The sequence below is a fragment of the Leisingera sp. G5_S3_59_S7 genome (assembly GCF_054968485.1).
The window spans coordinates 115527-141476 of sequence record NZ_JBQKUH010000004.1 but is presented as its reverse complement, the minus strand read 5'-3'; the positions used below and the strand labels follow the sequence as shown (position 1 = coordinate 141476).

At 65.0% G+C, this 25950-nt stretch carries 23 protein-coding genes; 12 read left to right on the top strand and 11 right to left on the bottom strand.

The window, feature by feature from the left end; translation table 11 throughout:
* Positions 1-84: 84 nt before the first annotated feature.
* Complete coding sequence (gene pdxR / locus ACTRWG_RS04170) at positions 85-1461, top strand: MocR-like pyridoxine biosynthesis transcription factor PdxR (RefSeq protein ID WP_036797366.1); 1377 nt, start codon at positions 85-87, stop codon at positions 1459-1461.
* Between the two features lie 80 nt (positions 1462-1541).
* Here the strand turns inward: pdxR and ACTRWG_RS04165 are convergent, their stop codons facing one another.
* Both ACTRWG_RS04165 and ACTRWG_RS04160 read right to left on the bottom strand, forming a co-directional pair.
* Positions 1542-3086 carry an alanine/glycine:cation symporter family protein gene (locus ACTRWG_RS04165; protein WP_027236421.1) on the bottom strand — a complete coding sequence of 515 codons (1545 nt, stop codon included), beginning with the start codon at positions 3084-3086 and terminating at the stop codon, positions 1542-1544.
* Between the two features lie 21 nt (positions 3087-3107).
* A complete protein-coding gene (locus tag ACTRWG_RS04160) occupies positions 3108-3542 on the bottom strand; it encodes a universal stress protein (protein WP_462829011.1) in 435 nt (144 codons plus the stop codon).
* 486 nt (positions 3543-4028) lie between these two features.
* Here ACTRWG_RS04160 and ACTRWG_RS04155 point away from each other — a divergent pair, with 486 nt between their 5' ends.
* Entirely contained in the window at positions 4029-5615 is a 1587-nt protein-coding gene (locus tag ACTRWG_RS04155) for a 2-isopropylmalate synthase (RefSeq protein WP_027236419.1), read from the top strand.
* 66 nt (positions 5616-5681) lie between these two features.
* Here ACTRWG_RS04155 and ACTRWG_RS04150 read toward each other — a convergent pair whose 3' ends face one another.
* Positions 5682-7427, bottom strand: a complete 1746-nt coding sequence (locus ACTRWG_RS04150; protein ID WP_462829009.1) for an adenylate/guanylate cyclase domain-containing protein — start codon at positions 7425-7427, stop codon at positions 5682-5684.
* A gap of 489 nt (positions 7428-7916) precedes the next feature.
* Positions 7917-8711: a 23S rRNA (adenine(2030)-N(6))-methyltransferase RlmJ gene (locus ACTRWG_RS04145; protein ID WP_462829007.1), complete on the bottom strand. Its 795-nt coding sequence runs from the start codon at positions 8709-8711 to the stop codon at positions 7917-7919.
* Between the two features lie 132 nt (positions 8712-8843).
* Between ACTRWG_RS04145 and ACTRWG_RS04140 the strand changes: the two genes are divergently transcribed.
* From ACTRWG_RS04140 to ACTRWG_RS04110, 7 genes are all read left to right on the top strand, one after another.
* Complete coding sequence (locus tag ACTRWG_RS04140; RefSeq protein ID WP_462829006.1) at positions 8844-9614, top strand: lysozyme family protein; 771 nt, start codon at positions 8844-8846, stop codon at positions 9612-9614.
* 276 nt (positions 9615-9890) lie between these two features.
* A complete protein-coding gene (locus tag ACTRWG_RS04135; protein ID WP_008554722.1) occupies positions 9891-10937 on the top strand; it encodes a rod shape-determining protein in 1047 nt (348 codons plus the stop codon).
* Positions 10938-11002: 65 nt separating this feature from the next.
* Positions 11003-11944, top strand: a complete 942-nt coding sequence (gene mreC / locus ACTRWG_RS04130; protein ID WP_027236415.1) for a rod shape-determining protein MreC — start codon at positions 11003-11005, stop codon at positions 11942-11944.
* Positions 11937-12476, top strand: coding sequence for a hypothetical protein (locus ACTRWG_RS04125; protein ID WP_027236414.1), 540 nt, complete (start codon positions 11937-11939; stop codon positions 12474-12476). The genes mreC and ACTRWG_RS04125 overlap by 8 nt, the downstream gene beginning before the upstream one ends.
* Complete coding sequence (mrdA, locus tag ACTRWG_RS04120; protein ID WP_027236413.1) at positions 12473-14419, top strand: penicillin-binding protein 2; 1947 nt, start codon at positions 12473-12475, stop codon at positions 14417-14419. Before ACTRWG_RS04125 ends, mrdA begins: the two co-directional genes overlap by 4 nt.
* Positions 14416-15567, top strand: coding sequence for a rod shape-determining protein RodA (gene rodA, locus ACTRWG_RS04115; RefSeq protein WP_027236412.1), 1152 nt, complete (start codon positions 14416-14418; stop codon positions 15565-15567). The genes mrdA and rodA overlap by 4 nt, the downstream gene beginning before the upstream one ends.
* A gap of 18 nt (positions 15568-15585) precedes the next feature.
* The gene (locus ACTRWG_RS04110) at positions 15586-16518 is read left to right on the top strand and encodes a 2-hydroxyacid dehydrogenase (RefSeq protein ID WP_027236411.1); all 933 of its coding nucleotides are present in this window, start codon (positions 15586-15588) and stop codon (positions 16516-16518) included.
* 119 nt (positions 16519-16637) lie between these two features.
* On the opposite strand, the gene ACTRWG_RS04105 is transcribed toward ACTRWG_RS04110, so the two are convergent.
* The 7 genes from ACTRWG_RS04105 to ACTRWG_RS04075 form a co-directional block, all read right to left on the bottom strand.
* Entirely contained in the window at positions 16638-18653 is a 2016-nt protein-coding gene (locus tag ACTRWG_RS04105) for a M3 family metallopeptidase (protein WP_027236410.1), read from the bottom strand.
* Positions 18654-18764: 111 nt separating this feature from the next.
* The gene (locus ACTRWG_RS04100; protein WP_027236409.1) at positions 18765-19115 is read right to left on the bottom strand and encodes a hypothetical protein; all 351 of its coding nucleotides are present in this window, start codon (positions 19113-19115) and stop codon (positions 18765-18767) included.
* A gap of 9 nt (positions 19116-19124) precedes the next feature.
* Positions 19125-20174: a HesA/MoeB/ThiF family protein gene (locus ACTRWG_RS04095; protein WP_027236408.1), complete on the bottom strand. Its 1050-nt coding sequence runs from the start codon at positions 20172-20174 to the stop codon at positions 19125-19127.
* Positions 20174-20629 carry a dUTP diphosphatase gene (gene dut, locus ACTRWG_RS04090; protein WP_027236407.1) on the bottom strand — a complete coding sequence of 152 codons (456 nt, stop codon included), beginning with the start codon at positions 20627-20629 and terminating at the stop codon, positions 20174-20176. Before dut ends, ACTRWG_RS04095 begins: the two co-directional genes overlap by 1 nt.
* A gap of 37 nt (positions 20630-20666) precedes the next feature.
* Positions 20667-21863, bottom strand: coding sequence for a bifunctional phosphopantothenoylcysteine decarboxylase/phosphopantothenate--cysteine ligase CoaBC (coaBC, locus tag ACTRWG_RS04085; RefSeq protein WP_027236406.1), 1197 nt, complete (start codon positions 21861-21863; stop codon positions 20667-20669).
* Between the two features lie 222 nt (positions 21864-22085).
* Positions 22086-22922, bottom strand: coding sequence for a ChaN family lipoprotein (locus tag ACTRWG_RS04080; protein ID WP_027236405.1), 837 nt, complete (start codon positions 22920-22922; stop codon positions 22086-22088).
* A complete protein-coding gene (locus ACTRWG_RS04075) occupies positions 22919-23797 on the bottom strand; it encodes an RNA polymerase factor sigma-32 (protein ID WP_027236404.1) in 879 nt (292 codons plus the stop codon). Before ACTRWG_RS04075 ends, ACTRWG_RS04080 begins: the two co-directional genes overlap by 4 nt.
* Positions 23798-24070: 273 nt before the next feature.
* Between ACTRWG_RS04075 and cobU the strand changes: the two genes are divergently transcribed.
* From cobU to ACTRWG_RS04060, 3 genes are read left to right on the top strand one after another with little or no spacing between them, the layout of a single operon-like run.
* Complete coding sequence (gene cobU / locus ACTRWG_RS04070; RefSeq protein ID WP_027236403.1) at positions 24071-24589, top strand: bifunctional adenosylcobinamide kinase/adenosylcobinamide-phosphate guanylyltransferase; 519 nt, start codon at positions 24071-24073, stop codon at positions 24587-24589.
* A complete protein-coding gene (locus ACTRWG_RS04065; protein ID WP_027236402.1) occupies positions 24586-25167 on the top strand; it encodes a histidine phosphatase family protein in 582 nt (193 codons plus the stop codon). Before cobU ends, ACTRWG_RS04065 begins: the two co-directional genes overlap by 4 nt.
* 58 nt (positions 25168-25225) lie before the next feature.
* Positions 25226-25909, top strand: a complete 684-nt coding sequence (locus ACTRWG_RS04060; protein WP_027236401.1) for a glutathione S-transferase — start codon at positions 25226-25228, stop codon at positions 25907-25909.
* The last annotated feature ends 41 nt before the right edge of the window (positions 25910-25950 follow it).

Genomic DNA, 25950 nt, shown 5'->3' with positions numbered 1-25950 from the left:
GAATTCCTGTTGTGTCAGGGTGAGTGCTATGCGCAAACTGGACTGCAATTAACTTCCACTTTCCGGCAAAATGAGCAGTCCAGTATGATTGACCTTTCCGGCATGCTGTCCAAGGGCAGCGCCGAGCCCATCTATCTGCAAATCGTGGGCGCGCTGCGCCGCCAGATCAGCGACGGCAGCCTGGCAATCGGCACCCGGCTGCCCTCAACCCGGGCGCTGGCGCAGGATCTGGGGGTGGCGCGCTCCACCGTGGTGACGGCCTATGAGCAGCTGGTGGCCGAAGGCTTTGCCGAGGCGCGGCAGGGTGCGGGGATCTTTGTCTGCGACGTTGCGCCGATCCGGCCGCCGGAGGCACCGCCGCGGCCCCAGCCTGCGGCTGTCCCGCCGGCGCCGGGAATGCTGCAGCCCGGCGCGCCGGACCCTGATGTGTTTCCGGCCCGGTCCTGGGCGCGCTGTGTTTCACGTGTGGCACGGATGGACCCGCTGAGCCTGAGCCATCAGGAGGATTCCTTTGGCGATCCGGAGCTGCGGCGCGAGATTGCCGCCTATGCCGCGCGCTGGCGCGGGATCGAGTGCAGCGCGGATCAGGTGCTGGTGACCAGCGGCGCGCGCGAGGCGCTGGAGCTGACGATGGATTTCCTGGTCGAGGGCGAGGATATCGCGCTGGAGGCGCCCGGATTTATCCCGACGCAGCGCTTTGCCAAGGTGCGCGGCTGGCCGGTGCGCTGGCTGCGGGCCGGGGAGCGCGGCGCGGAGGTGCCGCGGCGGATGGCCAAGGTCACGCTGCTGACGCCGTCGCATCAGTTCCCGCTGGGCGGCACCCTGCCGGTGCCGCAGCGGCAGGCGTTTCTGCAGGCGGCCGGGGAGCGGGACGGCTGGATCATCGAGGACGATTTCGACAGCGAGTTCCGCTATGCCGGCCAGCCGGTGCCCGCGATGGCGGCGCTGGACCGGGAGGGGCGCTGTATCTATGTCGGCACCTTCTCCAAGACATTCTCGCACGCGCTGCGGCTGGGCTATGCGATCCTGCCGCCGGCGCTGGTGCCGCGGTTCCGGGCCGGGTTCATCCAGCCCAGCGCAGGCGCCGCAATCACCGCGCAGCGGCCCTTGGCCGAATTCATGGCCTCCGGCCAGTACGACCGCCACATCCGCCGCGCCCGCAGGCTTTATGCCGAACGCTATGCCGCGGCGGCAGATGCGCTGGCAGCATGGCCCGAACCGCTCGGGTATTTCACACGCCACAATGCTGGGATGCAGATTTGCTATCATCTGGCGGGCGGGCTTGCAGATTTCCAAACCTGCCGCCGCGCAGCGGATGCAGGATATGGCGTCCAGCCCTTGTCGCCGCTGGACCCCGGCGGCCAGTCCCAGGGGCTGCTTGTCGGCTTTTGCCAGTCCAGCGCCGGGGACCTGCCCGGCCAGATTGCCGGCCTGCGCCAAATTGTTGCAGAGAGCGTTTAGGGTCTGGCGAAAGAAAAAGCCTCCCCGGCGGACCGGAGAGGCTTGGTTTTCAAGTCATCCGTGATGACGGCCGGAGCCGGTCAGACGTACTTTTTGATCTCGCCGGTTTTCAGGCGCGACAAGTAGCTGTTCAGCTCTTTCTTGACGATCGGCATCAGGAAGTAGAGCGCGATGATGTTGACCACCGCCATGGCAAAGATTGCCGCGTCGGAGAAGTCGATCACCGGGCCGAGGTTGGCGGCTGCGCCGATCACCACGAAGATGCAGAAGATCACCTTGAACACCAGTTCCTTGGTTTCACCTTCGCCGAACAGGAAGGTCCAGGCCTTGAGGCCGTAGTAGGACCAGCTGATCATGGTGGAGAAGGCGAACAGGATCACCGCGATGGCCAGCACGTACTGGAACCAGCCGAAGGCGGAGGAGAAGGCGGCCGAAGTCAGCGCCACACCCTTGTTGCCGTCAACGGTCTGGATTGTGGCTGCGCCCTCATCCAGCAGATAGAGGCCGGTGTTCGGGTCCTGGACCAGCTGGCCGGTGATGATGATCACCAGCGCGGTCATGGTGCAGATCACCACGGTGTCGATGAACGGCTCCAGCAGCGACACGAAGCCTTCGGTGATCGGCTCCTTGGTGCGCACGGCGGAGTGGGCGATGGCTGCCGAGCCGACGCCCGCCTCGTTCGAGAAGGCCGCCCGCTTGAAGCCCTGGATCAGGGCGCCGACCATGCCGCCGGCGACGCCGAGGCCCGTGAAGGCACCGTCGAAGATCTGGCCGAAGGCCCAGCCGATCTGGTCGGCATTCATCGCCAGGATGACCAGCGCGGTTAAGACGTACATGACCCCCATGAAGGGAACCACCTTCTCGGTCACCCGTGCAATGGATTTCAGGCCGCCGACGATCACGGCAAACACAACGCCCGCAAACACCACGCCGGTGATCCAGCCGGGGTATTCGCCGATAACGCCGGAGATCTGCGCATGCGCCTGGTTGGCCTGGAACATGTTGCCGCCGCCCAAGGCGCCCAGGATACAGAAGATCGAGAACATCACCGCCAGGACCTTGCCCATCGGCAGGCCGCGTTCGGCAAAGCCCTTGGTCATGTAATACATCGGGCCGCCCGAGACGTGGCCGTCCGGGAACTCGTTACGGTATTTGACGCCCAGCGTGCACTCGGTGAACTTGGAGGCCATGCCCATCAGGCCGGCCAGGATCATCCAGAAGGTCGCGCCGGGGCCGCCGATGCCCACGGCCACCGCAACGCCGGCGATATTGCCGAGGCCGACGGTGCCCGACAGAGCGGTTGCCAGCGCCTGGAAGTGGCTGACTTCGCCCGCGTCATTGGGATCGGAATAGTCGCCCTTGACCAGCGAAATCGAGTGCGGGAAGGCACGGAACTGGATCAGGCCGAAGTAGATGGTGAACACGGTGGCCGCGACCACCAGCCAAGCCACGATCCAGGGGAAACTGGTGCCGGGGAACGGGCTGAAGATCAGGTTGACGAACCAGCCGGTCGAATTGGCAAACAGCTCGTTGACCCGCTCATCGACGGATTGTGCCATCGCCGGCGCGGTTGCTGCCAGCAGCAGCGGTGCAGACAGGGCTGCCGCCTTGATTGATTTACTCATGACTGTCCTCTGAGTTTATCTTTAGGGAACGATGGTGACCGGAACCGGCGCGGCCTGCGCCAGACTGCCCGCGACGGAGCCGAACAGCCGCGATGACAGTGCGGAATGGCCGGTGCGCCCGATGATCAGGTGGCCGGCGGCGCATTCCTTGATCACATCGACCAGGGTTTCCGCGATATGGCCGTACCTTAGCTCGGTGGTGACGTTGACGCCGCTGCCTTCCAGGTTTTTGCGCACCGGTGCCAGCAGCGCATCTTCGGCCCGCTTCAGCTCCTCCTCCCGGCGCTTGTGGCGCTCGCTGAGCTCTTCCGGGGTCAAAAAAGAATAGGGTGACCATTCCAGCACATGCGCAATCACCAGTTCAGCCCCTTGCGATTTTGCAAGGCTGACAGCAAAAGCAAGCGCAGATTTGGCCGCCTCGCTGTCGTCGTACCCAAGGACAATTTTATTCGACACTGTTTCCTCCTATCGATGGCGCCTCTTTTTCTGAGACGCCGGATCCTGGCTGCCTGAGCCAGGAATTCCTCCAATGCGAAGCTTTCTGCCGCATCTGCCCAAGGCCAGGTGCAGTGCAGACAAACTGTCGCATTGAAACTGGCTATGGCCCATAATTAGATTATAATCTTTTTTCAACATTGTCTTGAAAATACCGGACACGGTTTTACGCGGGTTTGCGGCTGCAGACGCAAGGGCCATGCCCCAAGGTCAAAATCCCCCTTCCCATTCGGCTGCACCTCTGTATAAATCCGTGCCATGAGCATTTGCGCAGATATCCTCTTTGCCGCCGCCGCATTCCGCGGTGCCGCCCTGCGCGCCCTACTGATCCTAGCCCGCCTCTGAGCGTGCCCTTCCGGCGCGCCCGCTCAGAGGATTGCCGCACGCGCGCCATCGAAGGCTATGAATGCCCTGGAAGGGCCTAGGACAGAGACAAGAGATACCAATATGACCAACGCATCCCCGATTTCCGGCGACAAATCCCGTGTATTGATTTTCGATACCACCCTGCGCGACGGCGAGCAGAGCCCCGGCGCCACCATGACCCATGATGAGAAGCTGGAGATTGCCGAGCTTCTGGACGAGATGGGCGTGGACATCATCGAGGCCGGATTCCCGATTGCCTCCGAAGGCGACTTTGCTGCTGTGTCCGAGATTGCGGAGCGCTCCAAGGACGCGATGATTTGCGGCCTGGCGCGCGCCAACTTCAAGGATATCGACCGCTGCGCCGAAGCGGTGCGCAAGGCCGCGCAGCCGCGCATTCACACCTTCATCGGCACCTCGCCGTTGCACCGCGCCATCCCCAACCTCTCCATGGACGAGATGGCCGACAAGATCCACGAGACGGTCACTCACGCCCGCAACCTGGTCGACAACGTGCAGTGGTCGCCGATGGATGCGACCCGGACCGAGTGGGATTACCTGTGCCGGGTGATCGAGATCGCGATCAAGGCCGGCGCCACCACCATCAACATCCCCGACACCGTGGGCTACACCGCGCCCGCGGAAAGCGCCGACCTGATCAAGCGCCTGATCGAAACCGTGCCGGGTGCCGATGAGGTGGTCTTTGCCACCCATTGCCACAATGACCTGGGGATGGCGACCGCCAACGCGCTGGCAGCCGTCGCCGGCGGCGCGCGCCAGATCGAATGCACCATCAACGGGCTGGGCGAGCGGGCAGGCAACACTGCGCTGGAAGAAGTTGTGATGGCGCTGAAGACGCGCAATGACATTATGCCCTGGCACACCGGTATCGACACCACCAAGATCATGCATATCTCGCGCCGGGTCTCGACCGTCTCCGGATTTGTGGTGCAGCCGAACAAGGCGATTGTCGGCAAGAACGCCTTTGCGCATGAGTCCGGCATCCACCAGGACGGCATGCTGAAGAACCGCGAGAACTTCGAGATCATGCGGCCCGAGGACATCGGCCTCTCCGGCACCTCGCTGCCCTTGGGCAAGCACTCCGGCCGCGCGGCGCTGCGCGACAAGCTGGAGCATCTTGGCTACGACGTTGGCGACAACCAGCTGAAGGACGTCTTTGTCCGCTTCAAAGAGCTTGCCGACCGCAAGAAAGAGGTCTTTGACGACGACCTCATCGCCTTGATGCGCATCGGCACAGACGCGGAGAACGATCACCTCAAGATCGTGTCGATGAAAGTGGTCTGCGGCACCGGCGGCCCCGCGGAATCCACCGTCGAGATGGAAATCGACGGCAAGGACGTGACCGAAACCGCCGAGGGCGACGGTCCGGTGGATGCGACCTTCAAGGCGATCCGCAAGATCTATCCGAACACCGCCCGCCTGCAGCTCTATCAGGTGCATGCGGTGACCGAGGGCACGGACGCGCAGGCCACCGTCTCTGTCCGGCTGGAGGAAGACGGCAATATCGCCACGGGCGAAAGCGCCAACACTGATACCGTGGTGGCCTCGGCCAAGGCCTATGTGAACGCGCTGAACCGCCTGATCGTGCGCCGCGGCCGGATCGGCGAAGGCGCCGACACCAAGGAGATTTCCTATAAAGACCTGGCCTGAGCCAAGCTCCATTGAAGGTGAAGGGGCGCCCGCTGCGGCGCCCTTTTGCATTACTCCGGCAGCGGCCTAGTCCAGCCCGGCCTTGCGCAGGCCTTCGGTGAAATGCTCAGCATCTTCCTTGCGCCCGTAATGCAGCCCGGCCAGCAACCCCTCTGCCGTGGCTTCCGGCTGCAAAACCCGGATCCGCGCCACGCTGTCCTGCGCTTGCTGCGTGTTGCCCAGCCAGCTGTTGCAGGCTGCAACCAGCCCGGTTTGCACCGCATCCAATGCAGGCAGGCGTTTGAAATCCGTCAGCGCTTCCTCGTACAGGCGGGCGGTGAAATGCGCCTTGCCAAGGTGGCTCCAGAACCGCACCGGGAAATGCGGATTGAGCCGCATCCCCTTCTTGATCCATTCCGCGCCTTCCTCGGGCCTGCCCTGCCAGGTCAAGAGCTCACCCATCTGCACCACAACCAGATCGTAGTTCGGGTTCAGGGACAGGGCGCGTTCCTGGTGGTACTGCGCCTGATCCAGGTTCTCCTGCAGGATGGACACCGCTGCCATCAGCCTGTGCACATCCGCATCATTGTCATCCATCGACGCGGCCTTCTGGATCGACGCCAGCGCCAGCTCAAGCATCGCCTCAGGATTATCGCACCAGCCATAGCCCCAAGCCTGACCGCGGATGCAGCCGCGCCAGGCGTGGGCATGGGCGTATTCCGGGTCCAGCTCCACCGCCCGGTCGATCAGCTCCATTGCTTTGGCATTGTCTTCAGCCGTGCTGCGGTGATGCAGCACCTTGGCGGCCAGCACGCATTCATAGGCCGCCAGGCTCGCGGGTTTCTTGCGCGAGACCTCATCCTGCTGGGCCGCTTCGATCCGCCCCGGCAGAGTGGCGACGATGGCCGATGTCACCTCATCCTGGATCTCGAAGATATCGTCCAGGGTGCGGTCGTATTTCTCCGCCCAGATATGGGAATCGTTGCAGCTGTCGATCAGCTGCACGGTGACCCGCAGCCGGTTGCCCGCCTTGCGCACGCTGCCCTCGACGATGTAGCGGGCGCCCAGTTTTTCCGCCACTTCGCGGATGTTGACCACCTGCCCCTTGTAGACAAAGGTCGAATTGCGGGAGATCACGAACAGTTCGTGGCGGCGGCTGAGTTCGGTCAGGATGTCCTCCGTCAGCCCGTCGGCAAAGAACTCCTGCTCCGGGTCGCCGCTCATATTGGCAAAGGGCAGCACCGCGAGGGAGGGTTTGACCACGGCAACCGGTTCGGCCGCGCTGCTGCCTTGATCAGGCGCGGCTGCGTCAGCCTCCGCCTCCAGAAGAAGCCGGTAGACCTGCACAGGCTCCGCGATGTTCTTGAGCTGCTGCGGCCCCAGGTCCTCGAACTGCAGCTCGCCGATGCGGCGGACCTGATCGTAAACCGCGGCTGAGATGCAGACGTCCCCGGTGCCGGCAAACTGTTCCAGCCGGGCGGCCACATTGACGCCGCTGCCGTAGATGTCGCCATCTTCAAAGATGATATCTCCAAGATTGATCCCGACCCGGAACTGGATGCGCTGATCCGGCGCCACATCGGCGTTGCGGCGGCGCATCCGCTGTTGCACCTCGGCGGCGCAGGCCACCGCGTCGCAGACGCTGGGAAACTCCACCAGCATCCCGTCGCCGGTGGTCTTGATGATGGAACCGCGGTTCTTGGCAATCGAAGGGTCGATCAACTCGATCCGGTGGGTGCGAAGACGGGCCAGCGTGCCCTGCTCATCCACATCCATCAGGCGGCTGTAGCCAACCATGTCCGCCGCCAGCACGGCAGCCAGCCTGCGTTCCATATGGCGCCCTCCCTGCTGAAAAGCGTAGCGGGAAAGCGCTGGATTTCAAAACTGTTTCCGGAGCGTCAGCCGCGCAGGATGCGTGCCGCCAGCGCCGGGGAGGGTTTGCAGATCAGCCGCAACAGCTTCATCTGACCCACCCGGATTTCACTTTTACCCGCTGCAACCCCATCCAGCATGGCCATTTCTGCCGCCCTGGGGTTGCTCTTGCCGCGGCAAGATGAGGGGAGCTGTCAGGTTCAGCGCCATTTCCTGCCCGGTTTCCTGCGGATACGCCGCATCTTTGGAGAAACCGGCCGTGATCTGAACGCCTGCGTTGCTGATCACACAACTTCAAGCCGCCGGTCCTGCAGCCCGGCGATCTGCGCCGTCCGGACGCTCCTGCCGCTCCAGGCGCGCGACGCGGTGGCCATTGCCACGGGCATGATCAACGCCGCAGCGCTGAGCGGCGAGCCAGGCGGCGCTGCGCGTCGAACGTGCGATCCTGGGCTACTTGCGGGAAACCGCCTTGAACAGCGCCGAAATCCGCGCCGCTTCCTCTGCCGCGCCATAGGGCGCGTTGACCACGAACATGCCGGACCCCACCATCCGGTGGCCCTCGCGCACCGGCGGAAAGGCCACCTCGTGGCGCAGGGCGTCAGGCAGCCCCTGCGCCTCCAGCGCCTTCAGCATCTGCTTGTGGCTGCCGTCCTTCAGGATCGGGTACCACAGGGCGATGATGCCCACGTTCCACTTCTTGTGGAGCTGGCCGATGATGCCGGGGATGCGGGCGTAGTCGGATTTGATCTCGTAACTGGGGTCGATCAGCAGCAGCCCGCGGCGCGGGGTTGGCGGCGCCAGCGACATGGCGAGCTCGAACCCGTCCTGCTGGTGCACCTTGGACTTCCAGGGCTTCAGCGCGGCGCGCAGGGCGGCGTTTTCCTGCGGGTGCAGCTCGGCAAAATGCAGCGAGTCGTCGGGCCGCAGCAGAGAGGCCGCAATCAGCGGCGAGCCGGGATAGGCGGCCGCGCCGTGGGCCTTGCGGGTTTCCGACAGCGCGCGGTGCAGCGGGTGGTCCGCCGCCAGGCCCTGATCTGTCAGAACCCGGGTGATGCCCTGCTCCGCCTCGCCGGTCTTCACGGCCTCGGGCGCGTCCAGCTGATACAGGCCGCGGCCCGCGTGGGTCTCGATATAGCTGAGCGGTTTGTCCTTGCGGGTGAGGTAGGCCAGCATCCAGGCCAGCAGCGCGTGCTTCTGGACGTCGGCCAGGTTCCCCGCGTGATAAATGTGCTGATATGAGAGCATGCGCCCCCTCTAGCCGCTATTTCCAAGGGGCGGAAGGGGCGGCGTGCGGCGGATAAACGGAATCTCAACCCCGACGCGGCAGACTGCCCCCGTTCCAGACGCCGCAGAATGCAGGTTCCGATGCCCCTTAGAATGAGCGCCCTTGCCCTTTTCGTGACCTTTCTGGCGCTGCTGCTGTGCGCCGCGGCCGCCGTCAGCGCGCAAGGGTATTCGCTGGTGGGCAACCAGTTCTTCCTGCAAAAGGCCTCTGCCCCGATGCCCGGTTCTGCGCCCGCCGCAACGCCAGCGCCGCAGGCGGTTGCCAGCTTTCTCCCCGACACCCTGCCCGGCCCCGGCCGCGGGGCCGTGTCGCTCAATCCCGGCGCCGCCAGCCTGTTCCGCGGCCGCAGCGGCGGCGGCCTGTTTGCCCCGGTCCTGAAAGCACCGCCCAGCGTCAAGCGGCTGCTGGACCTGATCGCCAGCGCCGAGGCCGGCAAGGCGCAGTATGATGCGGTGCAATATGGCGCTACGCGCAAACCGCCGAAGAAGCCGACAAACATGACAATCGCCGAGATCAACGCCTGGATCGATGCCACCCCGGGCCAGCCCCACGCCATCGGGCGGTATCAGATGATCCCCGCAACGCTGCGGCGCCTGGTCCGGCACCAGGGCGTGAAGCCGCAGGCCCGCTTCTCGCCCGAGCTGCAGGACCAGCTGGCGCATCAGCTGATCGAGGAAGCGGGCTACAGCGCCTTCCTGCAGTCGGAAATGCCGCGCAAGACCTTTATGCTGAATCTCGCCAAGATCTGGGCCGGGCTGCCGGTGTCCAGCGGCAAATCCTATTACGAGGGCTACGCAGGCAACAGCGCCAGCCTGACCTGGGCTCATTTCAACTCGGAGATGCAGCGGATTTTCCCAAGCTGACCGGCAAGATGCCAGGACGGCGGCAGCCACGGCACCGGCGGCATTCCGGCGGCATTCGGGCGCCGGCGGGAAACCCGGCGCGCCCGGCCTAGCCGCCTGACCGCCGCAACCTGCGCCTTCCGGCCCGGCGCACAGGCCCGCCGACTTGGCGGAAACGCGCTGTTTCACCATAATACGCTCTTTCGCGGCCCTCCCGTGCCGCTTATAAGGTGGGTGCAGGCGGCTCCCCGGGAGTCGCCTAAGGTATAATGGCAGCACTCACAGGATCCCTTCTATATGGCGCTTTTCGGAAACTTGGGCGGTCTGTTCTCCTCGGACATGGCCATTGACCTCGGCACTGCCAACACGCTGGTCTACGTCAAAGGCCGCGGCGTGATCCTGTCCGAGCCTTCGGTGGTGGCCTACCACGTGAAGGACGGCGTCAAGAAAGTGCTGGCCGTGGGCGAGGACGCCAAGCTGATGCTGGGCCGCACACCCGGCTCGATCGAGGCGATCCGGCCGATGCGCGAAGGCGTGATTGCCGATTTTGACACCGCCGAAGAGATGATCAAGCACTTCATCCGCAAGGTGCATAAGCGCTCGACCTTCTCCAAGCCCAAGATCATCGTCTGCGTGCCGCATGGCGCGACCCCGGTTGAAAAACGCGCGATCCGCCAGTCGGTACTGTCCGCAGGCGCCCGCCGCGCGGGCCTGATTGCCGAGCCGATCGCCGCTGCCATCGGTGCCGGCATGCCGATCACCGACCCGACCGGCAACATGGTTGTCGACATCGGCGGCGGCACCACCGAGGTGGCCGTCCTGTCGCTGGGCGACATCGTTTACGCCCGCTCCGTCCGCGTCGGCGGCGACCGCATGGATGAGGCGATCATCAGCTATTTGCGCCGCCAGCAGAACCTCCTGGTGGGGGAATCCACTGCCGAGCGCATCAAGACCTCCATCGGCACCGCCCGGATGCCCGACGACGGCCGCGGCCAGTCGATGCAGATCCGCGGCCGCGACCTGCTGAACGGGGTGCCGAAGGAAATCGAAATTTCTCAGGCCCAGGTGGCCGAGGCGCTGGCCGAGCCGGTGCAGCAGATCTGCGAAGCGGTGATGACCGCGCTGGAAACCACCCCGCCGGATCTGGCCGCCGACATCGTTGACCGCGGCGTGATGCTGACCGGCGGCGGTGCTCTGCTGGGTGATCTGGACCTCGCCCTGCGCGAACAGACCGGGCTGGCGGTTTCCATCGCGGACGAAAGCCTCAACTGCGTGGCCCTGGGCACCGGCAAGGCGCTGGAATACGAAAAGCAGCTGGCCCACGCCATCGACTACGACAGCTAATAGACCCTGACCGCCGGAACGGCGCCAGCTGACAGGAGGCTGGAGGGGCGGCTGGAAGGAGAGACGTGGCGAAGGACAAGTCACAGCGCGACGATTACGCAACCCCGCTGCGGCGTCTGCTGACAGCGGTTTTGTGCCTGTGCCTGGCCGCGATTTTCATCGTCTGGCGGATCGACAGCCCGCGGGTGGAACGGTTCCGCGCCCAGGTGGCGGACAAGGTGGTGCCCAGCATGGACTGGGCGATGGTGCCGGTCACTGCAACCATCAACCTGATCCGTGATTTCCAAAGCTATCAGCGGCTGGCCGAGCAGAACCGCGAACTGCGCAGCGAGCTGCGGCAGATGCGGGCCTGGAAAGAGGCCGCTCTGCAGCTGGAACAGGAAAACGCCCGGCTTCTGGATCTCAACAACGTGCGGCTGGATCCGCAGCTCACCTATATCACCGGGGTGGTGATGGCCGACAGCGGCTCCCCCTTCCGGCAGTCGGTGCTGCTGAATGTGGGCAGCCGCGACGGGGTGCATGACGGCTGGGCGGCGATGGACGGGATCGGGCTGGTGGGCCGGATCTCCGGCACCGGGCGCGACACCGCGCGGGTGGTCCTGCTGACCGATGCCGCCAGCGCGGTGCCTGCCACCATCCAGCCCTCCGGCCAGACCGCGCTGGTCACCGGCGACAACAGTGCCGCGCCGGTGCTGAGCTTTCTGGAAAACCCCGATCTGGTGCGCCCCGGCGACCGGGTGATTTCCTCCGGCGATGGCGCGGTGTTTCCGGCGGGCCTGCTGATCGGGCAAGTCGCCAAGGACCGTTCGGGCCGGATGCGGGTGCGGCTGTCAGCAGACTACAGCCGGCTGGAATTCCTCAGGATACTCCGCCATCACGGTACTGAAGTGATCCAGGACCCCGGCGGGCTGGTCGGGGCCCCGCCCGGCGATCCGGTGCCGCAGCCGCGGCCCGAGGGGCTGGGGGCCGAGAGCGCGGACGGCACGGCTGAGGCGGGCAATGGCTAACACCTCCCCCGCCCGGATCTGGACCATGCGCCTGGCCTTCCCGGCGCTGGCGCTGCTGGTCATGTTCTTTCACCTGCTGCCGCTGGAAACCGAGCCGCGTTTCTGGGCGCCGCCGGACCTGCTGATGCTGCTGGCCATGGCCTGGTCGCTGCGGCGTCCCGACTTTGTTCCGGCGGTGTCCATCGGCCTGGTGATGCTGCTGGCCGATCTGCTGTTTCAGCGCCCGCCGGGCCTGCTGGCGCTGCTCACGGTGCTGGGCTGCGGTTTTCTGAAGGCCCGTGCCGCCCCGCACCGCGAAAGCACCTTTGCCAGCGAGTGGCTGGCCGTGGCCCTGACGGTGACGGGGATCTCCACCTTGAACCGGCTGGTTCTGGTCCTGTTCGGTGTGCAGCAGGCCCCGCTTGGCCTGACGGTTATCCAGGCGGTGATGACCATCGCCGCCTACCCGCTGGCGGTTTGGGCCAGCCAGTCTATTCTGGGCGTGCGCAAATTGTCCCCTGCTGAGGCCGAAACCCTGGTGAGCCGCCGATGAAACGCAATTCCAAGGACGTGGATGCCTCTCACGGCAAGATGACCCGGCGGGCGCTGTTCCTGGGCGGGCTGCAGCTGGCCTTTGCCGGCGGGCTGGCCGCCCGCATGCGCTTTCTGCAGGTGGATCAGGCCGATGAATTCCGCCTGCTGGCCGAGGAAAACCGCATCAACATCCGCCTGCTGCCGCCCGCCCGCGGCCAGATTTTTGACCGCAACGGGCTGATCATCGCGCAGAACTCGCCCTCTTACCGGATCACCGTGGTGCCGGAGGATGCGGGCGACGTGGAGGACGTGATCGCCAAGCTGGCAAACCTGGTGCCGCTGGATCCGGAGGACCTGGAGCGCGCCCGCACCGAGATGCGCCGCTCACCGCCGTTCCTGCCGATCACCCTGGCCGACCGGATCGGCTGGGAGGATATTTCCAAGGTCGCGGTGAACGCCCCGGCCCTGCCCGGCGTCACCCCGGAGGTGGGCCTGACGCGGGTCTATCCGCAGCTGGGCGATTTCGCCCATGTGGTGGGCTATGTCGGCCCCGTGTCCGACTATGACCTGAGCAAGATGAAAGATCCCGAGCCGGTGCTGATGATCCCGCGCTTCCAGATCGGCAAGGTCGGCTTCGAGGCCAAGCGTGAGGATGTGCTGCGCGGCAAGGCCGGCGCCAAGCGGGTGGAAGTGAACGCCACCGGCCGGGTCATGCGCGAGCTGGACCGGCGCGAGGGGATTTCCGGCGCCGACATGCAGCTGACCATCGACGCCGGGCTGCAGAACTACGTGCAGGCGCGGCTGGGCCAGGAAAGCGCCGCCGCCGTGGTGATCGACTGCGAAGACGGCGACATCCGCGCGATCTGCTCCTCGCCCAGCTTTGACCCCAATCTGTTCGTGCGCGGCATTTCCGTGGCCGACTACCGGATGCTGACCGAGGATAAGTACCGCCCGCTGTCCAACAAGACCGTGCAGGGCACCTACCCGCCGGGATCGACCTTCAAGATGATCACCGCGCTGGCGGCGCTGGAGGAAGGCGTCATCGGTCCGGACGAAACCGTCTGGTGCCCCGGATACCTCAAGGTTGCTGGCCGCCGGTTCCATTGCTGGAAGCGCGCAGGCCATGGGCATGTGGATCTGAACACCTCGCTGAAACGGTCTTGCGATGTCTACTACTATGACGTGGCCATCAAGACCGGTATCGACAATATCTCGGCGATGGCAAACCGGTTCGGGCTGGGCATCAAGCACGACCTGCCGATGTCGGCAGTGGCGCAGGGGATCACCCCGACCAAGGACTGGAAGGCCAGCTCCTATGGCAAGGACTGGCTGATCGGCGACACTGCAAATGCCTCGATCGGCCAGGGCTACATGCTGGCGTCGCCGCTGCAGCTGGCGGTGATGTCGGCGCGTATCGCCACCGGGCGCAGCGTGACCCCGCGGCTGCTGAAATCGCTCGACGGGGTGGAGCAGCCCAGCGGCGCGGGCGAGCCTTTGGGCGTCAGCGAGACCAGCCTGCGGATGGTCCGCAAAGGCATGTATTCCGTCAGCAACGACCGCCGCGGCACCGCCTACCGTTCGCGCATCATCGGCGACGGGATGCGGATGGCGGGCAAGACCGGCACCAGCCAGGTGCGCAACATCACCGCCGCCGAACGCGCCGCAGGGGTGATCCGTAACGAGGACCTGCCCTGGGAGCGCCGCGACCACGCGCTGTTCGTCAGCTTCGCGCCCTATGACAACCCGAAATACGCGGTGGCCGTGGTGGTGGAACACGGCGGCGGCGGCTCCAAGGCGGCGGCGCCGATCGCCCGTGACGTGATGCTGCAGGCGCTTTATGACGGCACGCCGCCGCTGGAAGCATACCCCAAAGCCGACCGCAGCCGCATCAAGGCCCAGCAGGAACGGCTGGAGCGCGAGCGCGTCAAGCGCCCCCTGGGGAGCAGGAGCAGCCGGGCATGAGCTATCTTGAGTACCACGCGAAATCGACACCTTCGGGGTTCCGCAAGATCCTGCACCTGAACTGGGGGCTGACGCTGCTGCTGATCACTGTGGCCAGTGTCGGTTTCCTGATGCTCTATTCAGTGGCGGGCGGCTCCTTCAGCCCCTGGGTGGAGCCGCAGGTCAAGCGGTTTGCCCTAGGCCTTGCTGCCATGTTTGTGGTGGCGATGATCCCGATCTGGTTCTGGCGAAACGTGTCGGTGCTGGCCTATCTCGCCTCGCTGGCGCTGCTGGTCGCGGTGGAGCTGTTCGGTACCGTCGGCATGGGCGCGCAGCGCTGGATCGACATCGGCTTTATGCGCCTCCAGCCCTCGGAGGTCACCAAGATCGCCCTGGTGATGCTGCTGGCGGCTTATTACGACTGGCTGCCGCCCGAGAAGACCTCCCGCCCCTTGTGGGTGCTGCTGCCGGTTGCGCTGATCCTGCTGCCCACAGCGCTGGTGCTGAAGCAGCCGGACCTTGGCACCTCGATCCTGCTGATGGCGGCAGGCGGCGGGGTGATGTTCCTTGCGGGCGTGCACTGGGCCTATTTCGCCGCGGTGATTGCGGCCGGGGTCGGCCTCGTCAGCGCAGTCTTCCAAAGCCGCGGCACCGACTGGCAGCTGCTGAAAGACTACCAGTTCCGCCGCATCGACACCTTCCTGGACCCCTCGCAGGACCCCTTGGGCGCGGGGTATCACATCACCCAATCCAAGATCGCGCTCGGCTCCGGCGGCTGGTCGGGGCGCGGTTTCATGCAAGGAACGCAATCACGGCTGAACTTCCTGCCCGAGAAGCACACAGACTTCATCTTCACCACCCTGGCAGAGGAATTCGGCTTCATCGGCGGCGTCACCCTCCTGTTCATCTACATGCTGATCATCCTGTTCTGCATCGCCTCGGCGATTGCCACCAAGGACCGGTTCTCCTCGCTGGTGATCATGGGCATTGCCATCACCTTCTTCCTGTTTTTTGCGGTGAACATGTCGATGGTGATGGGGCTTGCGCCCGTGGTTGGCGTGCCGCTGCCGATGGTGTCTTATGGCGGCTCGGCGATGCTGGTGCTCTTGGGCGCCTTCGGCATCGTGCAAAGCGCCCATATCCACCGTCCAAGACAAGCCTCACGCTAAAAATTTCAGGGAGATCTCATGACCGCCAATGTCCTGTTTGCAGGCCGCGCCGATAGCTGGCCAACGTATGAGCCGCTGTTAACGGCGGAATTCGACCGGCTGGGCGTGAAGGCCGATGTGCGCGATGACTTCGCGCCGGAAAAGGTGGATTACATCGTTTACGCCCCCAACGGGCCGGTCAGTGATTTCACCCCTTTCACCCGGCTGAAAGCAGTGCTGAGCATGTGGGCCGGTGTCGAAAAAATCGTGCCCGTTGTTCCTGCTGCCGTGCCGCTCACCCGGATGGTGGACAGCGGGCTGGAACAGGGCATGACCGAATGGGTGGTGGGGCACACGCTGCGCTATCACCTCGGCATGGACATGCATATCCGCGGGCTGAACGGGCGCTGGCACCGGCATATTCCACCGCTGGCCAAGGACCGGCATGTCACCGTGCTGGGCCTCGGCGCACTGGGCGCCGCGTCTGCCAAGGCGCTGGCTGCGCTGGGGTTTGATGTCTCCGGCTGGAGCCGCACGCAAAAGGAGATCGAAGGCATCACCTGCCACGCAGGACAGGACGGGCTGAAAACAGCGCTGGAGCGGGCGGAGATCGTGATACTGCTGCTGCCCGACACCCCCGCCACCGAAAACACCCTGAATTCAGAAACCCTGGCGCTGCTGCCCATGGGCGCAAAGATCATCAACCCGGGCCGCGGCCCGCTGATCGATGACGCGGCGCTGCTGGCTGTGCTCGACAGCGGTCAGGTGGGCCACGCGACGCTGGATGTCTTCCGCATCGAGCCGCTTCCGCCGGAACATCCCTATTGGGCGCATCCCAACGTGACGGTCACCCCGCATATCGCCTCGGAAACCCGCGAGAGCACTGCGGCCGAAGTCATCGCCGAAAACATCCGCCGCGCTGAGGCCGGCGAGCCGCTCTTGCACCTTGTCGACCGCAGCCTCGGCTACTGAACCAAAAAAGAGCGGACTGGCTGCCCGCTCTTTCATCTTTCCCAAAACACTCAAGTCCCGCTGCCCGGCAGGCGGCTTTGCCGCCGGAAGGGGCAGCAGCGCCCGTCAGGGCGCGTTCCTCATTCCGCAGCCAGCCCGCGCCCTTTCAGCAGCGCGTCGACACCGGGCAGCCGCCCGCGGAAGGCAACATACAGATCCGCCGGATCCGCGGAGCTGCCGGTGGACAGGATATGCTCCTCCAGCGCCTTGGCGCGTTCGGCATCAAACGCCCCGCCTGCCTCCTCAAAGGCGGCAAAGGCATCGGCGTCCATCACCTCCGACCACATGTAGCTGTAATAGCCCGCGGAATAGCCGTCGCCCGAGAACACATGCGCAAAATGCGGCGTCGCGTGGCGCATGACGATCGCATGCGGCATTCCGATCTCTGCGAGCACCTCGTTTTGCTTGGCCATCGGATCGGACGGCGCAGGGCCATTATGGAAGGCCAGGTCCACCAGCGCAGAGGCCACGTATTCCACCGTCTGGAACCCCATGTCGAAGTTGGCGGCCCCCAGAACTTTCTGCAGCATCTCCTGCGGCATCGGCGCGCCGGTCTCGGCGTGGGTGGCGAACTCCTGCAGCACCTCCGGCACCTCCAGCCAGTGCTCGTAAAGCTGGCTCGGAAGCTCCACAAAATCGCGCGCCACGGAGGTGCCCGAAATGCTCTCATAGGTCACATCCGACAGCATCTGGTGCAGCGCGTGGCCGAACTCGTGGAACAGGGTGCGGGCGTCGTCCCAGGACAAGAGCGCCGGGTCACCCTTGGCGAAGTTGCAGACGTTGATCACCACCGGCGCCTGCACCTCGGGGAACTTGGCCTGCTGCCGCATGGCTGAGCACCAGGCGCCGGAACGCTTGGAGCTGCGGGCGAAGTAATCACCGATGAAGACCGCCACATGTTTGCCGCCGCGGGTCACCTCCCAGGCGCGGCAGTCGGCGTGGTAAAGCGGCACGTCCAGTGCTTTGAAATCCAGCCCGAACAGGCGGTTTGCGCAGGCAAAGGATGCCTCGATCATCCGGTCGAGCTGCAGATAGGGTTTCAGCTCCGCATCATCCAGATCGTGCTCAGCCTTGCGGCGCTTCTCAGCGTAGTAGCGCCAGTCCCAGGGCTCCAGGTCGCCATTGATACCATCGGCCTGCATCATCCCGGTCAGCACGTCCGCATCCGTTTCCGCCTGCGCCTTGGCCGCCTCCCAGACCTCCATCAGCAGCCCGCGTACCGCTTCCGGCGTCTTAGCCATTTCGGTTTCCAGTTTGTAGGCGGCGAAGTTTTCGTAACCCAGGAGCTTTGCCCGCTCCTCGCGCAGTTGCAGGATCTCGGCCGCGATGGCCCGGTTGTCGGTCCCGCCGCCATTTGCGCCGCGGGCGGCCCAGGCGTTGAAGGCTTTCTCACGCAGGTCGCGGCGCGGAGAGAACTGCAGAAAGGGCGTGATCAGCGACCGCGACAGGGTGACAACCGGGCCGCCCGCGCCCTTTTCCTCCCCCGCTGCGCGCGCGGCCTTTACGACAAACTCCGGCAAGCCTTCCAGATCGTCCTCGGACAGCTCCATGAACCAGTCGCGTTCATCCGCCAGCAGGTTCTGGGTGAACTGGGTGCCCAGGGTCGCCAGCCGCCCCTTGATTTCCTGCATCCGGGTGTCGGCCGCGCCCTCCAGCGCCGCGCCGCCGCGGACAAAACCGCGATGGGTCAGCATCAGGACCCGCTGCTGCTCCGCTGTCAGATCCAGCTCCTCCCGCTGGTCCCACACCGCCTTGACCCGCGCATACAGCGCCTTGTTGGCGGTGATTGCCGAGAAATGCGCGGCAAGTTTCGGGGAGAACTCCCGCTGCAGCTCCTGCCGCTTGGGGTTGCTGTCGGCGCCGGCCACGGTGAAGAACACGCCCAGCACCTGTTCCAGCTCGCGGCACGGGGTTTCCAGCGCCTCGATCACATTGGCAAAGCCGGGCGGCTCAGCGCTGGTTGCGATGGCGTCGATCTGCGCCTTATGCGCCGCCAGCGCCTGGTCCAGCGCGGGGGCGAAATCATCATCGGAAATGCTGTCGAAGGGGGCGATTTCAAACGGCGTATCCCAGCGGGACAAAAGCGGGTTGGACATATACAGGTCTCCTTTGCAGGCGACGCTAGCGGGAAAGGCGGGGGGCCGCAATCAGACTGAGAACTGCACATAGGCCTCCCTGGACATTCCCGCATAGAGTAGATGGGCTGTTCAGCCGCCGGCTCCCAGGCTGTCCGTCAATTCAGCCGGAATGATCCGGATCGGAACACCCGCGACATTGGCCGCGCGGGCGATGCGCCACTCGAACCGGCCCATCGTGCCGTCGGTATCAATCAGCACAACCACAGGCTCCTTGCCGGTGATTTCAGCCGCAAACAGCGCCTGCTGGATACTGTCCAGGCTGCTGCGTTTGTCGAGGCCGAACTCGATGACCCGGTTGCCGTTTTCACAGTCGGTCCGGATCGACGCCGCGCCTCCGTGATAGGTGAACTCATGCACCGTCTCCGGCTGGCCGCCGAACAGGGCGCCGCACAGCAGCGCAATGTAATAGGCTTCATTCACGGAAAGAGATCAGCTTGCCGAAACACCGCCGCACGCCGGGCAGCCGTCCCGCCGGGACAGCCGGATCTTGCGGGTTTCCCCGTAGAGCCCATCATAGATCAGCATCTCGCCCCGCAGGACGGCTCCGGCCCCGGTGATCTGCTTGACTGCCTCCACTGCCATCATCGCGCCGACAACACCCGGCAGCGGGCCGATCACCCCGGCCTCAGAGCAGCTGGGCGCCAGGCCGGCGGCCGGGGCCTCCGGGAAGATGCATTGATAGCAGGGGCCGCCTTTGGCTGGATTAAAGACGCTCAGCTGGCCCTCCCATTGCGACAGCGCGCCAGAGATCAGCGGCTTGCCCAGTGCCACGGCAGTGCGGTTGGCCAGATAGCGGGTCTCGAAATTGTCGGTGCCGTCCAGGATCAGATCATATTCGCCAAACAGCTCCGCCGCGATGTCTTCGCTCAGGCGGCGGTTATAGGGGCGCACCTCCACATAGGGGTTCTGCGCCTCCATCGCCGCCTGCGCCGAAAATACCTTGGGCGTGCCGATGTCCTTGTCGCGGTGGATCACCTGGCGCTGCAGGTTGGCATTGTCGACCTGGTCGTCGTCGATCACCCCGATGGTGCCGACCCCGGCCGCGGCCAGATACTGCAGCGCAGGCGCGCCCAGACCGCCGGCGCCGATCACCAGCACCCTGGCCTGTTTCAGCTTTTTCTGCCCCGGGCCGCCCAGCTCGCGCAGGACGATATGGCGGGCATAGCGGTCAAGCTCGCTTTCGGTAAAGGTGCCTGCGGGCTGGGTCATCTGTGTATCCTGAGGCTGGGCGCGGGTTTTCAAAGCCGTCACGATACGCGCGTAGAAACCGGCCACAAGAGCAAAGCCGCCCAGCATCAGCCAGGGCGCGGCAGAGCCGCCGGTGCCTTCGCGCAAGGGATGCCCTACCGGCAGGGTCAGCTGCACCGCCAGCACGGCGATGAACAGCACCGCCAGCAGCGTGATACGCAGGTTGCGCGGCAAGCCCAGAAAGCGCCCGCCCCACCAGATCAGCGCCGCAAGAATCAGGATCCGCAGCATCAGGCCTGCCCGGTGGATCCAAAGCCGCCCGCGCCGCGGGCCGTTCCGGACAGCGCATCCGCCAGTTCAAACCGCGCTTGCAGGACCGGCGCCACCACCATCTGCGCAATGCGGTCGCCATGCGCGATTTGAAAGGCCTCCTGCCCCGCATTCATCAGGATCACCCCCAATGGCCCGCGATAATCGCTGTCGATGGTGCCCGGTGTGTTGGGCAGGGTAATCCCGTGTTTCAGCGCCAGCCCGGACCGCGGCCGGATCTGCACCTCATAGCCAGCCGGGATCTCGATGCGCAACCCGGTCGGCACCAGCGCGCGCTCGCCCGGCTGCAGCACCAGGCAGCCGCGGTCCGGCAGGTTGGCACGCACATCGGCGCCGGCGGCACCAGCAGTCTCATAAGACGGCAGCGGCACATCCCGGTCCGCCCCTTCGTCGTGGATCACACGGATCGCGACCATCCCCGCTCCCTCTTCATCTTTCCCAAAATACTCAACATCACCCGGCCAGCGCCGCAGCGATCCGTTCCGCCAGCCTGCGGGCAACCTCGTCCTTGCCCATCCGCGGCCATTCCTCGGCGCCGCCGTCAGAGATCAATATCACCGCGTTTTCACTGCCGCCCATAATGCCGGTCGCGGGCGAGACGTCATTGGCCACAATCCAGTCGCAGCCCTTGCGCTTGCGCTTGGCGGTGGCGTTCTCGACCACGTCGTTGGTTTCTGCCGCGAAGCCAACCACCAGCGGCGGGCGGCCATCCTTCATCTGCGAAACGGTTTTCAGAATGTCCGGGTTCTCCGCAAACTCCAATACCGGCAGCCCGTCCTTAGATTTCTTCAGCTTGCGGTCCGAGGCGCTGGCCACCCGCCAGTCCGCCACCGCGGCAGCAAAGACCCCGGCGTCGGCAGGCAATGCTGCCTGAACCGCGGCTTCCATTTCGCGGGCGCTTTCCACCGGAACCACCTGCACGCCCTCGGGCGGGCGGACCGCTGCCGGGCCCGTGATAAACACCACCTCTGCGCCCAATTCGCGCAGAGCTCGGGCCACCGCCGCCCCCTGCGCCCCGGAGGAACGGTTGGCGATATAGCGCACAGGATCAATCGGCTCATGCGTCGGGCCAGAGGTCACCAGGATGCGCTTGCCCTTCAGGGGCCCGTCCGCAAGCTTGGCCGCGATGGCGGACAGGATCTCTTCCGGTTCCGCCAACCGGCCGGGTCCGAATTCGCCGCAGGCCATGCTGCCCTCGTTGGGGCCCACGAAAGAGACACCGTCCTCTTTCAGTGTTTCAAGATTGCGCCGGGTGGCCGGGTGATCCCACATGCGCACGTTCATCGCGGGCGCCAGCAGCACCGGCGTGTCGGTGGCCAGCAGCAGCGTCGAGGCGAGGTCATTTGCAAGGCCTTGCGCCATCTTGGCCATCAGATCCGCGGTGGCGGGCGCCACCACCAGCAGATCGGCACTGCGCGACAGCTGGATATGGCCCATCTCCGCCTCTGCCGTCAGATCGAACAGCTCCTGATGCACGGGTGTTCCGGCCAGGGCCGAGACCGACAGAGGGGTCACAAACTCGGCACCGGATTTGGTCAGCACCGGGGTCACCCGGGCGCCCTGGTCCTGCAGGCGGCGGATCAGCTCCAGCGACTTATAGGCCGCGATGCCGCCGCCGATGATCAGAAGAATGTGTTTGCCAGCCAGCATTTGCGCGTCCTCGCCCGGTTTGCCGCGACTGTACTGCGCCGAAAGGGAAGTGTGAAACGGTTTTCCCGGCCCGGCACCCCGGCACAAAGGCAAACGCAAAGCCTCCCGCCCCCGCACGGTACGGGCCTGCGGCCCCTGCCGCTGGCGGCGTTGGGCCGGGCGCCGCGCTGCGCACGGCGCGGTCCTGGGCACAAACAGCGTCAGCAGCTTAGGCAGCGCGCCTCAGTTGCTTTTCTGAAACACCAGACAGGGATCGGGACGCTCTGCCGCCGGCGCGTCCAGCACCAGATCGAACGTGCCGCTGATCTGCCCGTCCTCCGACTGGCCCAGACTGCGGATCCGGGCTTTGGGCCGGGCCTTGGCCAGGTACACCGCCAGCCCGCGGTCGGTGCGGGCATGGCCGTTGCCGGTGATCACCGCCACCGGGCCGCCGGTTTCCGCCAGCGCCCGGTCTGCGGCAGCGGCCAGGCTGGCGTCGCGCAGGCGCTGGATGTCCACCAAGACCGGCAGCATCTCTGCCGGCATCGCGTTGCAGTGACTGGCCAGTTGATCCCCCTCGCGCGCCGCCTGCTCAGCAGCCGGCAGCGGCCGATCCAGGCCAAAGCGCGCCGCGGCCTCTGCGCCGAAATAGGCGGCGGCACCTTGCTCCAGCGCCCGGGCGGCCTCTGCCCGCGGCACCAGCGCGCCGTACTGGCGGGCCCCTTTGGCGGCCGCAAAGACCGGCGCATAGAGGGAGAACTCCGGCCAGCCGGACTGTGCCCAGTCCAAAGCCTGCGCCACATGCTTAGCGTCCGCCAGCACCTCAGGGTCCAGTTCGGCCGCCTCCTCTGCCGTGATCATTTCCCAGACCACCGCCCTGGGTTGCAGCGCCGCCAGCAGCGCTGCCTGCCGCTGGTGGTGCACCGCGTTGTCATGCACCTCCCCGAGAATTGCCACATCCGCACCGCGCAGCATTTCAGCCGCCGCCGCCAGATCGCCGGCGCGGGCGCCAGACAGGCAAAGCGCCGCCAGAACGGCGGCGCTTGCCAATGTTTTCAGAATTTGAAACCGCTTTCTCATGAAAGCAGTCTGTGCACCTCGCGCGATTGGCTTTCAAGGCTCTTGCGCATCTTCTGAAACGCACCGGCCTCCAGCTGGCGCACCCGCTCCTTGGAGAGGCCCAGCTCCGTGCCCAGGCTTTCCAGCGTGCGGGGCCGTTCGCGCAGCTTGCGCTCAGTGATGATAAAGCGCTCGCGGTCATTCAGCGCCTGCAGCGCCGTCACCAGCCACTTGCGCAGCTGACGGCGGTCGTGCCGCTCCTGCACCAGTTCTTCGGCTTGCGAGGTGTCATCCTCCAGCGCGTCGATCCACTCGCGGCCCTCCTCGTCGGTGGACTGCACCGCGTTGAGCGAGAAGTCGGCCCCGGACAGGCGCCCCTCCATCATCTCCACATCGCGCAGCGGCACACCGATTTCTGTGGCGATCTTCTGATGCAGCTGATGCTGATCCAGAGGCACGCCCGAAGACCGCGCCTCGCGCTCCAGCTGCGCCTGCACCCGGCGCATGTTGAAGAACAGCGACTTTTGCGACGAGGTCGAGCCGGTCCGCACCATCGACCAGTTGCGCATCACGTAGTCCTGGATCGACGCCTTGATCCACCACACCGCGTAGGTCGAGAACCGGACCCCGCGGTCCGGATCGAATTTGTCAGCCGCCTTCATCAGGCCCAGGCCGGCCTCCTGGATCAGGTCGTTCATCGGCGCCCCGTACCGCTTGAACTTGGCCGCCATGGAGATGGCCAGGCGCATATAGGCATTAATGAGCCGGTGCAGCGATTTGACATCGCGGTCATCGCGCCAGGCATAGGCCAGACGGCGCTCTGTTTCGGCATCCAAAAGTTCTGCCTTCATTGCCTGTCTCGGCAATGGGTTTTCGACTGTTTGGTCAAGTGCCATGTGATTTCCCCCCGGAAACTAATTAACAAACTGCCGTCTGAGGACGCGCATGGAACAATGGGGGCCCGGTTTCTGCAGACCGGCAGCAACAGCGCGCAGGATGCGACTTTCGGCTCATCCAAAGGCCAAAATGGAAAAGAAAAATTTGTTTTGGCCCCTGCGCAAACTTTCCCGGCCTTAATAAGTGGAACCCCGGGACGCTGCGGTCTCTTGTCTTAACCGGGCCCTGCGGTTACCCACAGGAACGGCTTCGGACTTACAGGTTAGCAAGAAATGCCTGCAAATGTAACTTTTATTCTTGGAGGAGCCGCCTCAGGGAAGTCGGCCTATGCAGAGAAGCTGTGTTTAAGCTCCGGGAAAAGCAGGGTTTACTGGGCGACTGCGCAAATTTTCGACAGTGAAATGCGCGATAAAGTGTCCCGGCATCTCAAACAAAGAGGCGCAGGCTGGACCACTGTTGAAGAACCGGAAACGGCAGACAAGGTGCTTGGCGATCTGGAGCCCGGCCAGATCTGCCTGATGGATTGCGCCACCATGTGGCTGACCAATCATTTACTGGCAGAGCATGACCTGCAGGCCGCCCAGGACGGGCTGCTGGCGGCAGTGGACCGGTGCCAGGCGGACCTGGTTATCGTGTCCAATGAAACGGGCCTTGGCGTCGTTCCCGAGAACGCGCTGGCCCGCCGGTTCCGCGAGGCGCAGGGGCGGCTCAATATCGCCCTGGCGGCGCGGGCGGATACTGTTGTGCAGGTGACCGCGGGGCTGCCGCTTGTGCTGAAGGGGGCCGTATGATCACCCGGCTGTTTCTGGTCCGGCATGGGCCGACTCACGCGAAATCCATGGTCGGCTGGTCGGATCTGCCCGCCGATCTGACCGATTCGGCAGCGTTGGCGCGCCTGTCGGACTACCTGCCTGCAGACGCGCTGGTGGTGTCCTCGGACCTGTCCCGCGCGGCGGAGACCGCCACCGCCATCCAGGGACGCCGGCAGCGCCTGCCGCATGTGCAAGCTCTGCGCGAGATCCACTTTGGCGCCTGGGAGCTGCGGACCTGGGCCGAGGTGGACGCCGAGGACCCGGAGCGTATCCGCGCCTATTGGGAAACCCCGGGCGATGTGACCCCGCCGGGCGGTGAGAGCTGGCACCAGGTCTGCAACCGGGTTAACGCGGCCGTTGACGGGCTGATCGACGCGCACCGGGGCCGCGACCTGATCGTGGTGGGCCACTTCGGCCAGATCCTGACCCAGATCCAGCGTGCGGAATTGCTGACCGCGGAAGAGGCCTTTGCCCACCGCATCGACAACCTGTCCGTCAGCGAAGTGCTGCATGGCCCTGAGGGCTGGCGGACGGGTGTTATCAATCACCTTCCGTGACGGATACCATCACAAACATTCCATTTCGCGATTGATTACCAGGCGCTAGCCTCCTGGCATGGCTTACGAACTTTATATTGGCGACCGCATGTATTCCAGCTGGTCCTTGCGCGGCTGGCTCATGCTCGAAAAATTCTCCCTGCCCCACACTGTGCATATGGTGGGGCTGTATTCAGGAACCATGGCGGATGACATGGCGCATCTGGCCCCGGCGCGGCTGGTGCCCGCCTTGCGCACGCCTGAAGGCACGGTGATTGGCGAAAGCATGGCGATTGCCGAGACCTTGGCAGAGCGGCACCCGGAGGCCGGTCTCTGGCCGTCAGATCCGGCGCAGCGTACCACGGCGCGCTGGCTGGCCGCGGAAATGGCCGCAGGCTTCGGCGCGCTGCGCAGTGAATGCCCGATGCAGCTTGCCCATGTCTATGAAGGGTTCGAGGTTTCACCTGGCGTGAAGGCCGACCTGAACCGGATCGAGTCCCTGTTCGCCCACGCCCGCAAGGTCTCAGGCCACAGCAGCGGCTATCTGTTCGGGGCGTATTCGCTGGCGGATGTGTTCTACACCCCGGTGGCCGCGCGGATCGTGGGGTATGGTCTGCCGGTATCCGGGGAAACCCGCGTCTATTGCAAGCTGCTGCTGTCCGACCCCGCAGTCCTGCGCTGGCAGGAGCAGGCGCATGAAGTCAGTTATGATCCCGAACCCTATGCAATGGATCTGCCGCGGCGCCCCTGGTCGCTGGACTGAGGCCGCAGGCAGCGCGAATTCTGCGTGAATTCGCCTCCCGC